At 73.9% G+C, this 14,283-nt stretch carries 15 protein-coding genes; 2 read left to right on the top strand and 13 right to left on the bottom strand.

Annotation, left to right across the window (positions count from 1 at the left end; translation table 11 throughout):
* Positions 1-32: 32 nt before the first annotated feature.
* The 3 genes from ABZ860_RS33280 to tsaA all read right to left on the bottom strand — a co-directional run bounded on the left by ABZ860_RS33280 (position 33) and on the right by tsaA (position 3,242).
* A complete protein-coding gene (locus ABZ860_RS33280; protein ID WP_357227863.1) occupies positions 33-1,382 on the bottom strand; it encodes a glycoside hydrolase in 1,350 nt (449 codons plus the stop codon).
* An 896-nt stretch (positions 1,383-2,278) separates the two neighbouring features.
* Positions 2,279-2,650 (bottom strand): hypothetical protein, encoded by a 372-nt coding sequence (locus ABZ860_RS33275; RefSeq protein WP_357227860.1) that lies wholly within the window; start codon positions 2,648-2,650, stop codon positions 2,279-2,281.
* A 172-nt stretch (positions 2,651-2,822) separates the two neighbouring features.
* A complete protein-coding gene (gene tsaA, locus ABZ860_RS33270) occupies positions 2,823-3,242 on the bottom strand; it encodes a tRNA (N6-threonylcarbamoyladenosine(37)-N6)-methyltransferase TrmO (protein ID WP_357227857.1) in 420 nt (139 codons plus the stop codon).
* An 86-nt stretch (positions 3,243-3,328) separates the two neighbouring features.
* On the opposite strand from tsaA, the gene ABZ860_RS33265 reads away from it, so the two are divergent.
* Positions 3,329-3,886 (top strand): YceI family protein, encoded by a 558-nt coding sequence (locus ABZ860_RS33265; protein WP_357227855.1) that lies wholly within the window; start codon positions 3,329-3,331, stop codon positions 3,884-3,886.
* A 72-nt stretch (positions 3,887-3,958) separates the two neighbouring features.
* Positions 3,959-4,762 (top strand): NAD-dependent protein deacetylase, encoded by an 804-nt coding sequence (locus tag ABZ860_RS33260; protein ID WP_357228021.1) that lies wholly within the window; start codon positions 3,959-3,961, stop codon positions 4,760-4,762.
* Here ABZ860_RS33260 and ABZ860_RS33255 read toward each other — a convergent pair.
* The 10 genes from ABZ860_RS33255 to ABZ860_RS33210 are packed head-to-tail and all read right to left on the bottom strand — an operon-like array spanning position 4,759 to position 14,283.
* Complete coding sequence (locus ABZ860_RS33255) at positions 4,759-5,628, bottom strand: sirohydrochlorin chelatase (protein ID WP_357227853.1); 870 nt, start codon at positions 5,626-5,628, stop codon at positions 4,759-4,761. The genes ABZ860_RS33260 and ABZ860_RS33255 overlap by 4 nt on opposite strands.
* Positions 5,625-6,218 carry a precorrin-8X methylmutase gene (locus ABZ860_RS33250; protein WP_357227850.1) on the bottom strand — a complete coding sequence of 198 codons (594 nt, stop codon included), beginning with the start codon at positions 6,216-6,218 and terminating at the stop codon, positions 5,625-5,627. The genes ABZ860_RS33255 and ABZ860_RS33250 overlap by 4 nt, the downstream gene beginning before the upstream one ends.
* The gene (locus ABZ860_RS33245) at positions 6,215-7,255 is read right to left on the bottom strand and encodes a hypothetical protein (protein ID WP_357227847.1); all 1,041 of its coding nucleotides are present in this window, start codon (positions 7,253-7,255) and stop codon (positions 6,215-6,217) included. Before ABZ860_RS33245 ends, ABZ860_RS33250 begins: the two co-directional genes overlap by 4 nt.
* Positions 7,252-7,452 carry a 4Fe-4S binding protein gene (locus ABZ860_RS33240; RefSeq protein WP_357227846.1) on the bottom strand — a complete coding sequence of 67 codons (201 nt, stop codon included), beginning with the start codon at positions 7,450-7,452 and terminating at the stop codon, positions 7,252-7,254. Before ABZ860_RS33240 ends, ABZ860_RS33245 begins: the two co-directional genes overlap by 4 nt.
* The gene (cobJ, locus tag ABZ860_RS33235) at positions 7,431-9,134 is read right to left on the bottom strand and encodes a precorrin-3B C(17)-methyltransferase (protein WP_357227843.1); all 1,704 of its coding nucleotides are present in this window, start codon (positions 9,132-9,134) and stop codon (positions 7,431-7,433) included. The genes ABZ860_RS33240 and cobJ overlap by 22 nt, the downstream gene beginning before the upstream one ends.
* Positions 9,131-10,306, bottom strand: a complete 1,176-nt coding sequence (gene cbiE / locus ABZ860_RS33230; protein ID WP_357227841.1) for a precorrin-6y C5,15-methyltransferase (decarboxylating) subunit CbiE — start codon at positions 10,304-10,306, stop codon at positions 9,131-9,133. The genes cobJ and cbiE overlap by 4 nt, the downstream gene beginning before the upstream one ends.
* Positions 10,300-11,442: a cobalt-precorrin-5B (C(1))-methyltransferase gene (locus ABZ860_RS33225; RefSeq protein ID WP_357227838.1), complete on the bottom strand. Its 1,143-nt coding sequence runs from the start codon at positions 11,440-11,442 to the stop codon at positions 10,300-10,302. The genes cbiE and ABZ860_RS33225 overlap by 7 nt, the downstream gene beginning before the upstream one ends.
* On the bottom strand, positions 11,439-12,239 hold the full coding sequence (gene cobM, locus ABZ860_RS33220; protein WP_357227835.1) for a precorrin-4 C(11)-methyltransferase: 801 nt from the start codon (positions 12,237-12,239) through the stop codon (positions 11,439-11,441). The genes ABZ860_RS33225 and cobM overlap by 4 nt, the downstream gene beginning before the upstream one ends.
* Positions 12,236-12,970, bottom strand: coding sequence for a precorrin-2 C(20)-methyltransferase (gene cobI / locus ABZ860_RS33215; protein ID WP_357227833.1), 735 nt, complete (start codon positions 12,968-12,970; stop codon positions 12,236-12,238). The genes cobM and cobI overlap by 4 nt, the downstream gene beginning before the upstream one ends.
* Positions 12,967-14,283: a cobyrinate a,c-diamide synthase gene (locus ABZ860_RS33210; RefSeq protein WP_357227830.1), complete on the bottom strand. Its 1,317-nt coding sequence runs from the start codon at positions 14,281-14,283 to the stop codon at positions 12,967-12,969. Before ABZ860_RS33210 ends, cobI begins: the two co-directional genes overlap by 4 nt.

Here is a 14,283-nt window from a genome sequence, read left to right as displayed (position 1 = left end):
GGAGTGGCCCTCGTTCAGCGATGCGGGAGAAGTCAGCCCAAGACGATCGTGGTCAGGGCGCGCGGCGCGATCGTCACGCTCCTGCCGTGCAGGGCGATGGGGGCCACCGCGTTGTTCTCGTCGGTCACATACGCCCTCGCCCGGCCATGCCCCTTGATCGTGTCCCAGGTGACGGGGCCCGTGCCCGTGTTGAGGATCTCGATGACGCGGGAGCCGTCGGCGTTGCGGAACGCGGAGACCTTCAGCGCGGGGTCCGAGGCCGTCGCCCCGATCCGCACCGCGCCAGGCCTGATGAACCGGCTGTAGGCGGCCATCGCCCACAGCCGCTTCGACACCCGGTAGGTCTTGTTCGTGGTGTCGACGCTGATGAACGCCCTGGTGGCGCCGCTCGAGACCCCCAGCCAATAGATGTAGGCGGAGGCGTTGCCGAGCGTGAGCGCGTCGTTGACGGCCTGCGCGATCGTCATGCCGTCCTGGCCGCTTCCGTCGTCCCAGTTCTCGTTCCAGGTGGTGCCGCTGGGGCCCCACTCCGACATCCAGGTGTTCCGGTCCGTCGGCAGCGGAGAGGTCGGGGGGCTGGCGTAGGAGTGCCCGGTGTGGACCTTCACCCAGCGCTTCGCCTCGGGGTCGGCCTCGATCGCCTCCGTGTACGCCTTGGCCTGGTTCCAGCCGAACGAGTCGCAGCACACCAGATTCACGTGCGCGGCCGAGGCCACCGGGCCGAGCACCTTGACGAACTGGGCCGCCTGCTCAGGAGTGAAGCGCATGGACTCGTAGGGGGCCGTCCAGTCGGGCTCGTTCGTGAAGCCCAAGTCGGTGATCTTGATTCCTTCCTGCTCGTAGAACTTCGCGTACTGCACGAGGTAGTTCGCGTAGGCGTGCTGCCACTCCGGCAGCAGCGTGCCGCCGTTCCTCGCGTCGCCGTTGTCCTTCATGTAGCCGGGGGCGCTCCATGCGTCGGCGAAGAAGCGCTCGACCCCGTATCTCCGGGCCGCCTTCGCCATCCAGACCTGGCTGTTGTCGTCGCCGTCCCAGACGTACTTGGGCGGCGCGGCCGGGCCTCCCGGGTCTTCCGGCTGGATCGAGACCATCTGGTCGTACGGGACGCCCGCCGGCCTCGCTCCGATGCCGAGCCGGAGGACGCTGAGCCCGGCGCCCTTCTCGCGGCTGAACCACAGGTCGAGGATCTCCCGCTGCTTGTCCTCCGGCAGAGCCTTGATCAGCTCGTTGCGACGGAACGCAGTGGAGACGCCGAACCCGTCGATCTTCTGGTACTTGGCGCTGTTGTCGATGTCGATGGCGACCGTCGACGCGGCCGCCGGCTGTGCCTGCCAGATCAGGGGAACGACGAGCAGTGATGGCAAGATCAGATGTCTACGCATGGCTACTCCGGTGTTGGGTTGTCGGGGAGCTCTCGGTGCGGCCAATTCGTGATAGCGCTAACAATTTTGGCTGATAATTGCGGGAGGAATTGTGTGCAGACTTGAGATTGCCGGCAGACCCTGAAGTTCGGCGGGTCCCGGACATCGCACTGAATGTGAACACCCATAGTGATAGCACGCCGGATAGTCCGGCTCAATACGTCGGGCCGGATCGGCGAAAATTTCAGGCCGCTCCTCCGGTCTGAGGGGTGGGAACTCGCTCGCCAGCCGCAGGGTCGCGCGCTGCGCCCCGTCGGCCCGGCGACGAACGCTTTCGTGGGGGCGCCGCTCGCATCGGCGTGCTCCGGCTATGTGAGAGCCGGAGTAGATACGGATCTGCCTGGGTAAACGCTCTGTCGCCATGAAGACCCCTCTCGGGGCGCGCGGTCCCGGCGGCTGCACAGACCTTCTTGACGGAGGTTAGCGGCGGGCCTAAAATCCGGCCCGAAATATCAGTCCGAGTCCGAAAGTTTCTGATCGATTACCGGTAATAGTTCACGTGCCGGCCAGGGTGGGTGAAGCCGGGCGGCGGACGATCGTGGGGTTGTTTCGGCGCGTTCGCCGGCTCACGCGCCTGGTCTTTGCCGCCGGAACGAAATCCCGCGTCGTCGAATTCTGTGGGATTCGATCGCCTGCGAGCTTCGCGTTTCGCCGCGCACCCGCCTTTTTGGCGACCGCCGATCGTATTCATCGGCTGCAACGGCGACGGGAGGGGTTATTTCCTGATCTACAATGTAAAGGAAAGGGCTCGAGATGCGGATGTAGCCCCCCGACCGCTACGCCCACCGCAGGATCGGCACCGACCGCCGGGCCTTCACCTGTCACCCGGCCCACATCCGAGTCCGGCGACCACAGGCCTAGTGTCGGTCGCCGGTCAACGGAAAACCGCGCCCGCACGCTCGTTCGAGGGCGATGCGGGTGAGCCAACCGAGGGCGGCGGTGAACAGCGGCGGCCACACGATCGGCCCGAAGGTGTAGGCGACCAGCACCACGAGCGGGATCCATACGCGGTGCACAGCCTGGTAGAGCACGCCAGGCGGACGGACCCCGACAAGCCGGGCCAGATCGACCAGCGCGAAGAACATGAGCGTGGCGACGGTGGTCGGCACGCCGTACTTGACGCTCTCGAAGATCGCGAACGCGGCCAGGAAGAACGCGAGCGCTCCCCAGCCGATCTTTCGCGGCCACCCGCCGGCGTGCGGGAGGGGTCGGGAGATCTCATCGCGCATGCGCTCGATTGTCGCAGGCGCCCTGGGATTGACGATCAGAGCGTGCCGGTCCTGGATCCTTCGCACGGCGAAGAGACCTTTCTCGTCGCCGATCGACGATCTCTGGGGCGGCCCCCGTGACACGGGGGCTCGGAGCATCGAAATCTACATCGTAAAGGCGCCCGGGAAGTCGTCAGCGCTCGACCGCGTCCAGCACAGGCTTGATATCGAGGACAGGAGTGCCGTCGATGGCCTCCAAGGGGTGTACGCGCAGGCCACGGGCCGGATCGGCCTCCAGGACCGTGACCCGGTGCAGGCCGATCGGGTTGGGGCGGTCCGGGGAGCGGGTCGCGAACACGCCGGTCAACGGGTTGCTCGTCTCCCCGCGCGGGTGGACCCGCAGGGTTTCGCGGTCGGCCTGATGGAACCAGGTGAGGACGAGCACCTCGTCACCCGCCGTCATGCCGTCGAGGGCCTCCGCGACGGCCGGGTCGACCTCCAGCCAGGCGTCCGGCGCGCCCTCGCGTCCCTGCCGGGGCGCCTCGGTGCGATCGGTCAGCACGGACCGTACGACGCCGACGGGCCGCACGGTGAACGTGGTGGGCTCACTCATGATCCTTCTCCTTCCGAGGGAATTGGATCACCACGATGTCATCTGGTGCCGACATCTCCGGTCCGTTCCGCGGGAATGCCCACGAAATGGACGTCGAGGCGGGCACGTACGCGTTGGGGCCGAGGTCCGGCCGGCTCCTGGTCCTCACCGGCCGCGCCGGGCTGGGCGCCAAGGCCGGGCACGATCTGACGATCGAGGTCACCCGGTGGCGGGGCGAGGCGGTGGTGACACCGGACGACCCGGCGGGCTGCCGGGTGACGGTGGAGGCCGAGGTGGCCTCGATGCGGGTCAGGGAGGGCACGGGCGGGGTCAAGCCGCTCACCGACTCCGACCGCGTCGAGATCGAGAAGAACATGCGCGACAAGGTCCTCAAGGCGGACCAGCACCCTCTGGTCACGTTCCGGTCCACCCGGGTCGAGGGCGATCCCGAGGCGTTCCGCGTCGAGGGCGACCTGACGATCGCGGGCGTCACGAGGCCGGCCGCGGTGGACGGCGCGCTGTCGGCCGGGCGGGCGCGCGGCCGGGTGACCGTCGCGCAGTCCCAGTGGGGCATCCGTCCCTACTCCGCGTTCTTCGGGGCGCTCAAGCTGCGTGACGAGGTCGAGGTCATCTTCGACGTACGGCTGGGGGAGGGGCGGGGCTGACATGTGCGGTGCTTCGGGCACCATGGATGCGTGACTGTGGTGCGCGACGCGGGGATTGCCGAGCGGTGGGGCATGCTGGCCGATCTCGTGGCCGACGGCGAGGTGGTGGTCCTCAGCGGGGCCGGCCTGTCGACCGAGTCCGGGATCCCGGACTACCGGGGGGAGACCGGCCGCAGGCGCAGGGCCGAGCCGATGACCTACCAGACCTTCGTGAGCAGCGCCGCCGCCCGCAGGCGCTACTGGGCGCGCAGCCACCTGGGGTGGCGTCACATCGTGGACGCCGCGCCCAACGCCGGGCACCGCGCGGTCGCCGAACTGCAGCGTCGCGGTCTGGTCGCCGGGATCATCACCCAGAACGTGGACGGCCTGCACCAGGCGGCGGGCGCGCACGGCGTCGTCGAACTGCACGGCAGCCTGCACAGAGTGCGCTGCCTGGCCTGCGGCCACCGCACCTCGCGGCACGCGCTCGACCGGCGCCTGCGCGCGGCCAATCCCGGCTGGCAGGCCCGCTCCGAGATGATCAACCCGGACGGTGACGCCGTCCTGGGCGTGGACGAGATCGAGACGTTCCGCACGGTGGACTGCGCGGGCTGCGGCGGCGTGCTCAAGCCCGACGTGGTGTTCTTCGGCGAGAACGTGCCGCCGTCACGGGTCGAGGAGTGCTACGCGCTGACCGAGCGGGCCGGTCTGCTGCTTGTGCTGGGGTCCTCGCTGACCGTCATGTCCGGCTACCGGTTCGTCCGCCGCGCCGCCGCCCGCTCGATCCCCGTCGCGATCATCAACCAGGGGCCGACCCGGGGCGACGGCGAGGCGCTGATGACCTTCGACGCCCCGCTCGGCGCGAGCCTCACCGCGCTTCTGGACAGCATCCCCTAAACGTGCACGTGCGCCGGGTCGTCCGGATGGTGGTGCGGGTGCTGGGCGGCGCCCACCCGGTGCTCGTGGCCCGGCAGCGGCACCCGGTAGAGGCAGGTGTCGCAGTTCATCCGGATGTCGCCGCGCAGCGCCTCGTGGTAGCGCTCCAGCACCAGGCCGGCCAGGGCGGGCGCGGGTCCGATGACGTCGGCGCAGCGCACCTCGACCTCCGGATGCGCCGCGGCCCACTCACGCGCCTGCTCTGCCGTACGGTCCGGCAGCACGCCGCTGAACAGGAAGTAGGGCAGGACGACGACCCTGCGGGCGCCGAGCAGCCGGGCCCGGTCCAGCGCGGCCGGCACGCCGGGGGCGGCCAGGCTGATGAACGCGGGCTCGACGCCGGCCAGGCCGCGTCCCTCCCACAGCAGCCGGGCCACCTTGACGTGCTCGGCGTTCGCGTCGGGGTCGGAGGAGCCGCGGCCGACGAGCACGACGGTCGTCTCCGGGCGCTCGGACGGGTCGAGCACCGCGTCCAGCCGCTCGTCGAGCAGCTGGATCAGGGTGGGGTGCGGTCCGAGCGGCCTGCCGTACGCGTAGCCGAGGCCGGGGTGGCGCAGCGCCTCCCGGTGCAGCGCCGCCGGCACGTCGCCCTTGGCGTGCCCGGCCGCGACCAGCACGAGCGGGACCACGCCGAGTCTGGTGTGCCCGGCCCCGGTCAGCGTCGCCACCGCCTCACGCAGGGGCGGGCGGGACAGTTCGATGAACCCGCCGGCGACCGCGACGGGGGCCCGGGAGGCCACTTCCTCGACCAGAAGGTGGAAGTCGCGGACGCCGGCCGCGTCCCGCGTGCCGTGGCCGACGAGGAGCAGCGCCGGCGAGCCGGTCATGATGATGCCTCCCTGTTTTCCTGAGCGCGATAGAGCAGCGCGTTGACGGCGGCCGCGGCGACCGCCGAGCCGCCCTTCTCGCCGTGGTTGCTGACCGCGGGCAGTCCCGACGCGCGCAGGGCCGCCTTGCTCTCCGCGGCGCCGACGAATCCGACCGGCAGGCCGACGACGAGCGTGGGACGGACGCCGAGGCACAGGATCTCCTCCAGCGCGGTGGGGGCGTTGCCCACGACCCACACCGCCCCCGGGCCCACCTCGTCGTACGCCAGGCGCACGGCGGCGGCGCTGCGCGTCAGGCCGTCCCGCCCGACGGCCCGGCGGACGTGGCAGACGGGTGTGACGGCGGTGATGCCCGCCGCGACCATCTCGACGTCGGTGACCACGGGGGTGCCCGCGCGCAGGGCGTCCGCGGCCCGTCTCAGGTCCTCCTCCGCCGAGACCACCAGGTCGGTCAGGTAGTCGAGGTCGGCGCTCGCGTGGATCACCCGCTCGGTCACGGCCCGGGTCAGCGGCGGCAGCCCCGAGGTGTCCACCCGGGAGCGCAGGATCTCGTACGACCGGACCTCTATGGGATGGACCGCCCTTCTCACTCGGCGTACCTCCTGTCGAGCCCGGACAGCCGCCACACGACGGCGGCGCCCGCCCAGACGGCGGCGAACGCGCCGACGATGGCGTAGCCGAGCACCTCGAAGTGCTCGGCGAGCGACCCGTACGCCGCGAGCGGCCCGCCGACAAGCCCGGCGAGGTAGACGCTCGCGATGAAGGCGGCCACGACGACGGTCATCCCGGTCGTCGCCGCGTTGTAGTACAGCCGCCGGGCGGGGCTGCGGTGCGCCCAGGAGTAGGCGCGCGACATCAGCAGGCTGTCGGCGGTGTCGCAGGCGGTCATCCCGGCCGCGAACAGCAGGGGCAGCGTCAGCACGGCGAGGGCGGGCAGTCCGCCCTGCGCCGCCGTCCCGGCCGACAGCGCGAGCAGCGTGACCTCGCTGGCGGTCTCCAGGCCGAGCCCGAACAGGATGCCGACCGGGTACATGTGCCACGACGACCGGATCAGCCCGCGCGCCCTGCGGCCGAGCACCCGGTTGAGCAGGCCGCGATTGAGCAGCAGCACCTCCAGCTCGTCCCGGTCGAGCGTGCCGCGCGCCATCCGCCGCCACAGGCCGATCACCCCGGCCAGGACGAGGGCGTTGAGCACGGCGACGAGCAGCAGGAACGACATGGCGACCACCTGGGACACCACGCCGCCGACGTGCCGGAACTCCTCGACGCCCTCCCCGGAGACCGCCGCTCCCGCGGCGGCCGCGACGACCATGGCGAGCACCAGGACGACCGTCGAGTGACCGAGGGCGAAGAAGAACCCGACGCCGACCGGGCGGCGGCCCCGCTGCATCATCAGCCGGGTCGTGTCGTCGATGGCGGCGATGTGGTCGGCGTCGAAGGCATGGCGGATGCCGAGGCTGTAGGCGAGCGTCCCGGCGCCCGCGAACGCCCCGGCCCCGGCCAGGCCGTCGGCGTAGTACAGGTAGAGCGCCCAGCCCGCGATGTGCAGGGCGGCGACGACGGCGACGATGCCGCCGATCCTGGCCCGTTCACGGGCCGTCCAGGCTCCGTACGTGTCGGCACTCACGCCCGCACCTCCACTACGGCGTCGACGGGGCACACCTCGGCGCACTCGCCGCAGCGCGTGCACCGGTGGTCGAGCACGACGAGCGAGACCCGGGGTCCGGGCCGGATGGCGTGCTCGGGACAGGTGAGCAGGCAGGCGCCGCAGCCGGCGCAGGCCGAGGTCACCACGTAGGCGGTCAGGTGGGCGAGGGCTGCCACGCGTACCCCCTCGGCGTCACGAAGCGGCCCGCCACGACCCTGCTGGACGTGGCGCCGACGATCACCAGGCTGCGCATGGTCACGGCGGACACGTCGAGCCCGCCGAGCGTGGTCAGCGCGATGCTCTCCCCGGGCCGGCTCGCGTCGGTCACCACGCCGACCGGGGTGCCGGGCCCGCGCCGCCCGGCGAGGATCTCCAGCGCCCGGGGAAGCTGCCAGTCGCGGCCGCGCGAGCGGGGGTTGTAGAAGGCCACCACGAGATCGGCGTCGGCCGCCGCCCGCACCCGCCGTTCGATCGCCTCCCACGGGGTGTGCAGGTCGGACAGGCTGATCGCGCAGTGGTCGTGGCCGAGCGGCGCGCCGAGCAGCGCACCGGCGGCGAGCATGGCCGTCACCCCCGGCACGCCGACGACGTCGAAGGCGCCGTCGGCGAACTCCGTGCTCGCGAGCTCCGTGCTCGCGAGCTCCAGGGCGGGCGCGGCCATCGCGTAGACGCCCGCGTCGCCGCTGCCGACGAGCGCGACCGCGTGGCCCTCGCTCGCGAGCCGTACGGCGGTGCGGGCGCGTTCCTCCTCTGCTCCGAGGCCCGACTCGACGACCCGCGTGCCGGGGCGCAGCAGGTCGCGGATCTGGTCGACGTACTGGTCGAGGCCGACCAGGTAGCCGCAGCGGCGCACCTCGGCGACGGCGCGCGGGGTCATCAGGTCGCGGGCGCCGGGGCCGAGGCCCACGATCGCGAGCCTGCCGCGCGGCCGCAGCCGGGCGACGGCCGCGGTCGCCATCGCCGACCTGCGCTTGGGCACGAGCAGCTCGCCGCCGCCCGCGAGCGCGGCGGCCTCGGCCACACTGGGAGTGCCGACCGCCCGGCGGACGACCTCGCTGGGGTGCGGCACCTCGACCCGGGCGAGCCGTTCGGCGGGGTGGGTGACGAGGGGCACGCCGAGCGTGCGGGCGGCCGCCACGATCCCGGCCTCGTCCGCCTTCACGTCGGCGGTGGCCAGGCATGCGACCGAGCGGGGCGACAGCCCGGCCTCCGCCAGCGCGTCGCGGATCAGCGCGAGGACCTCCTCGGCGGCGGCGCCCCGGCTCGCGCCGACGCCGACGACGAGGCTCGGCGGCCGGACGACGGCGGCCGGGCGCGGCGGGTCCACGATCCGGTCCGTCACCACCACACAAGGGGGACGCGGCGTGTCCGACGCGGTGACGGGCAGCGGCGACAGCGGCCAGGTGGCGTCGGCGGTGAGCGTCACCTCCTCGCCGTCGAGCATGGCCCGGGTCACGGCCGCCACGTCGCCCTCGACCGGCAGGCCGAGCGCGTCGAGCGCGCCCGTCCCGGTGACGTCGGTCGCGGTGGTGACGACCGGCGTCGCGCCGAGCGCGCCGGCGACCTCGTGGGCGAGCAGGTTGGCGCCGCCGTCGTGGCCGCCGGTCAGGGCCACCGCGAAGCGGCCCGCCTCGTCCACGCAGACCACCCCGGGGTCGTCGTGCTTGTTGTCCAGCAGCGGCGCGAGCAGCCGTACGGCCGCGCCGACCGCGAGGAAGCACACGATGCGGTCGCACTCGCGCCACGCCCGCGCCAGGTCGGCCACCGGATACCACCGGGTCTGCGGCCACGCCCGCTCCAGCAGGCCCGCCGCCGTCCGGCCCGCCTTCGTGGCGGTCACCAGCCCGGTCACTGTCATCGATGCCCCCAGAGGAGAAAGACGGGATTGGCCGCCGCCAGCCGGGTGGCGCCGCCGGGCAGCTCTGCGAACCTGCTCGCCGCCAGGGAAACCCCGCCCACGTCGTACGCCGCGGCGCGCAGCGCGTCGCGTACGGCGGGCACCCGGTCGACGGCGGCGAGCGCCGCGACGACGGTCCGCGCGCCGAGACGGACGACGTGGCTCACCACGCCGGCGCCGCCCCCGCCCACGAACACGGCGTCCGGCCCGGGAAGCCCGGCGAGGCAGGCGGGGGCCTCACCGTGCACCACGCGGACCTCGACGCCGTACGCCGCGGCGTTGCGGCGCGTGCGGTCGCACTGGCCGGGGTCGCGGTCGACGGCGACGACGGCGGCGCCGAACCGGGCCGCCTCGACCGCCACGGAGCCGCTGCCGCAGCCGAGGTCCCAGACCAGGTCGCCCAGTCCGGGACCGAGGTGCGCGAGGGCGAGCGCCCGCACCTCCGACTTGGTGATCATGCCGTCGCGGTGCTCGAAGCACTCCTCGGGCAGGCCCCACCGCTCCGGGGCCTGCCGGGGCGGCGCGGCCCAGCCGCGCGGAGACGGGCCGTCGACCAGCGACAGCACCACATTCGGGTCGGCCCACCCCCGCCCGGCGGCCTCCTCGGGCGTGCACTCGGTGACCCGCTGGCCGGCGGCGCCGAGGCGTTCCGCGACCAGAAGCCGCCGTGGCCAGCCGCGCAGCGCGGCGCCGATCTCGGCGGGGCCCGCGCCGGGGGCGGTGAGCACGGCGACCTTCGCCAATGCCCGGCAGGCGTTGACGGCCCGGCGCGGGTCGCGCCCGTGCGCGCTCACCACGACGGCGTCGTCCCAGTTCAGCCCGGCCAGGCCGAAGGCCGCCGCGACCGAGGAGACGGCCGGCGCGACCTCGACGTCCAGGTCGTGCTCGCGCAGCAGGCGGACGAGGCCGAAGAACCCGGGGTCCCCCGAGGCGAGCACCGTGGCGCTGCCGTCGTGGGCCTTCACGGCCCGCACGCCCGCCGTCACGTCTCCCAGCACCACGCGCTCGGCCCGCTCGGGGACGGGAAGCGTGTCCAGGTGGCGGGCGGCGCCCACGACCAGCGTCGACTCGGCGAGCCGCGCGGCGGCCCAGGGGGCGAGTGGGCGTCCGTCGACGCCGATGACCGTCACCACCCGGCGGCCTCCCCGCTGGAGGCGACCGGGGCGTGGCCGTCCGGATCGACCATGATCACCGAGGCGGTGAGCGCGCCGTCGCAGAACCGCTCCAGCACGTCCTTGACCCGCGCGCACAGCACGCGTCCGGCGGGTTCGAGCAGCCCGGCGGCCTCCCACAGCTCGTACGCGTGCCGGGCGGTGTTGGCCTCGGCGACCCGCCCGGCCAGGGCCTCGCCGCCGCCCGCCTCGCGGGTCACGCGGGCCAGCAGGTCCTTGTCGATCTTCGAGCGGGTGTAGTGGGTCATGAGCACGCCCGCCGCGAGCTTGGTCAGCTTCCCGGCCATGCCGACGAACAGCACGTCGGTCAGCCCCGCGTCGGCGGCCCGGCGCAGCGCGGCCCCGGTGAAGTCGCCGACCTCGACGAAGCACACGGCGGGCAGGTCGGGTCGCAGCCGCATGGCGGCCCTGTCGGTGCGCCCGCCCGTGGACAGCACGAGCGTGCGCTCGCCCTGCGCCGCCATCACGTCGATCGCCTGGACGACGGAGGAGCGCCACGACTCGGTGGAGAACGGCCGCACGATCCCGGTCGTGCCGAGAATCGAGATGCCGCCGAGGATGCCGAGCCTGGCGTTGGTGGTCTTGCGGGCCATCCGCTCGCCCTCGGGCACGCTGATGATCACGCGGACGCCGCGCCGTCCCAGGTCCACGACCTCGCCGACGGCCTGGGTGATCTGCGCCCGGGGGACCGGGTTGATGGCCGGGCCGCCGACCTCCAGGCCGAGGCCCGGCCGGGTGACCACGCCCACGCCGACGCCGCCGTCCAGTTCGATCCCGGCCTCCGGCCGCCAGGACACGGTCGCGGTCAGGTGCGCGCCGTGGGTCACGTCGGGGTCGTCGCCCGCGTCCTTGACGACCACGGCGGTGGCCTTGGCGTCCGCCACCTCGTAGGAGTCGACCGGCAGCGTCACCCGGCCGCCGCCCGGCAGCGGCGTGTCCACCGTGGACGGGGTGTCGCCGTGCGCGAGCGCGATGCTGGCGGCCTTGGCGGCGGCGGCGCCGCAGGTGCCCGTCGTCCATCCGGTGCGCAGCGCCCGCTTGCGCACCCGCATCGTGCGCGGCAGGTCCGGCTCGCGCAGCTCGGGGCCCTCGCTCACCGTGATCCCTTCAGCTCGCGGCGGGCCGCCGGGTCGGAGCGGCGGTGCCCGTGGAAATGGCCCGGGTGGTAGAGGTGCGAGCGCGTCCCGTGGGCCTCCAGCGCGGGCCCGACCAGCACCAGCGTGTGCTTCCACAGCCGGTGGGCGCGCACCGAGGCCGCCAGCTCGTCCAGCCGGCAGCGCAGCACCAGCTCGTCCTCCCACGTGACCCGGTAGCCGACCACGCAGGGCGTCTCGGGCGGGTATCCGCCCGCCAGCAGCTCCTCCTGCAACCGGCCCGCACGGGCCGCCGACAGGAACAGCGCCATCGTCGTGCCGTGCGCCGCGAACTCCCGCACGGTCTCGCCCTCGGGCATCGGCGTCTTGCCGCCCTCCAGCCGGGTGAGCACGACCGACTGCGCGACCTCGGGCACGGTCAGCTCCCGCCGTACGGCGGCGGCGACGGCCGTGAAGCTGGAGACCCCCGGCACGACCTCGGTCTCCAGCCCGAGCGCGGCGCACCGGTCGAGCTGTTCCTGGACCGCCCCCCACAGGGCCGGGTCGCCGGAGTGCACGCGCGCCACGCCCAGGCCGTCGCGTGCCGCCTCCTCATACAGGGCGACGACCTCCTCCAGGGGCGCCGCGGCGGAGTCGACCACCCGGGCGTCGCCGCGGGCGTGGTCGAGCACGCCGGGATGGACCAGGCTGGAGGCCCAGATCACGATGTCGGCCTCGGCGATGGCCGCCGCGCCGCGCAGCGTGAGCAGGTCGGGCGCGCCCGGCCCCGCCCCCACGAAGGTCACCTTGCCGCCGCTCACAGCCTGCCTCCCCGGCCCGTACGCTCGCGGGTCACCAGCAGCGCGGACAGGTAGGGACCGGCCTCGGCCGGGTCGAGCCCGGCCGCGGGCCGCACGTCCTCCTCCGGCAGCCCGAGCGACGCCCCGTACACCGCGCCGGCCAGGCGGCCGGAGTCGCGGACGGCGGCCAGCACCTGGGGCAGCATGCGTCCTCCCTTGTAGGCGACGACGGTGTCGTGGACGTCGAGCGCCCCGCGCAGGGCGTCCAGCCCCGCCGTCAACGGCATCAGCGCGAGCGACTCGCGCCCCTCGACCAGGACGGTCCCGCTGCTCGCGGCGAGCGCCTGCATGGCGGTGACGCCCGGAACCGTGCGGACCTCCACCTGCGGCACCAGCCCGCGCACGGTCTCGGCCAGGTAGGTGAAGGTGCTGTAGACGTTGGGGTCGCCGATGGTCGCGAACGCGACCGTCCGCGCGCCGGCGTCGTAGGCGGCGGCGACGGCCGCGCCCGCCGCGTCCCACGCGTCGTCGCGGCGCGGCCCGCTGCCCGGCGGGTCGCTCAGCGCGAACACCAGCCGGGTCACCTCGCGGCCGGTGTGGGCGCGGACGATGCGCTCGGCGCGGCCCTCCTCGCCGGTGTCGGCCACCGGCACCACCACGACGTCGGCCTCGCGCAGCACGCGCACGGCCTTCACCGTCACCAGATCGGGGTCGCCGGGGCCGACGCCCACCCCGGTCAGCACGGGCCTCACGCGGCGGCCGCCTTCACGAGGTCGCGGGCCAGGCGCGGCGCTCCCGCCCAGTGCGGGTGGAGGTAGGAGGCGTGCACCCCGCCCCGGACGAACCCCTCCCGCCTCGGCAGCACGTACGCCGGAGACTCCCCGGCGGGCGGGGAGCAGGCCGTGCGGTGGAACTCGTGGGCGCGCACGACGGTGCCGTCGGGCCGTACGGCCTCGCGGTAGCCGAGCGTCAGCGTCCCGGTCATCCGCGCCTGCACCGGCAGCACGCCGCACATCGGCGCGCCGTCGAGCGAGGCGGCCAGGTAGAGCAGGCCCGCGCACTCGGCCGCGATCGGCAGGCCGCGGGCGGCGAGAGCGGCGACCTGCTCCCGCAGCGGCGTGTTGGCGGCCAGGTCGGCGGCGTGGACCTCGGGAAAACCGCCGCCGATCACCAGCCCCCGGGTCCCGGACGGCAGCGCCTCGTCGCGCAGCGGATCGACATGGGCCACCTCGGCCCCCGCCGCGGTCAGGAGTTCGGCCGTCTCGGCGTAGGAGAAGGTGAACGCGGCGCCGGCGGCCACCGCGACCACGGGCCTGCCGGGGACGGGTTCTCCGATGGCGTCGGCGGCCGACCAGGGCGTGGCGGGGAGCGGGGGCGCGGCCGACGCCAGGCGCAGCACGAGGCCGAGGTCGCAGTGGCGCTCCACCAACGTCCCGAGGGCGGCCACGGCCCGCCGCGCCTGCGGGTCGCGCTCGGCGGCGGGCACCAGGCCGAGGTGGCGTGACGGCACGTGGACGGCCACGTCGCGCGGCAGAGCCCCGGCCACCGGAATGCCCAAGGGGCGCAGCGCTTCCCGGAGGATCTCCTCGTGGCGGGCCGAGCCCACTCGGTTGAGCACCACCCCGGCGATCCGTACGGACCGGTCGAAGGTGGCGAAGCCGTGCACGAGGGCCGCGACGGACGCCGCCTGGGACGACGCGTCCACCACGAGCAGCACCGGCGCGTCCAGCAGCCGGGCGACGTGCGCGGTGGACGCCTCGGACGTGGGACCGCGCCCGTCGAACAGGCCCATGACGCCCTCGACCACGGCGACGTCCGCGCCGCGGGCGCCGTGCGCGAACAGCGGGGCGATCAGGTCCTCCCCGGCGAGGAACGGGTCGAGGTTGCGGCCGGGGCGTCCGGTGGCGAGCGCGTGGTAGCCGGGGTCGATGTAGTCCGGGCCCGCCTTGTGCGGCGAGACGGCCAGGCCGCGCGCGGTCAGCGCCGCCATCAGCCCGGTCGCGACCGTGGTCTTGCCCGCACCCGAGGCGGGGGCGGCGACGACCAGGCGAGGGATCGTCACCAT

Source organism: Microbispora sp. NPDC046973, assembly GCF_040644495.1.
Lineage (GTDB): Bacteria > Actinomycetota > Actinomycetes > Streptosporangiales > Streptosporangiaceae > Microbispora.
Note: the sequence above shows the minus strand (reverse complement) of the source record. Positions and strands in the feature narration are given on the sequence as shown.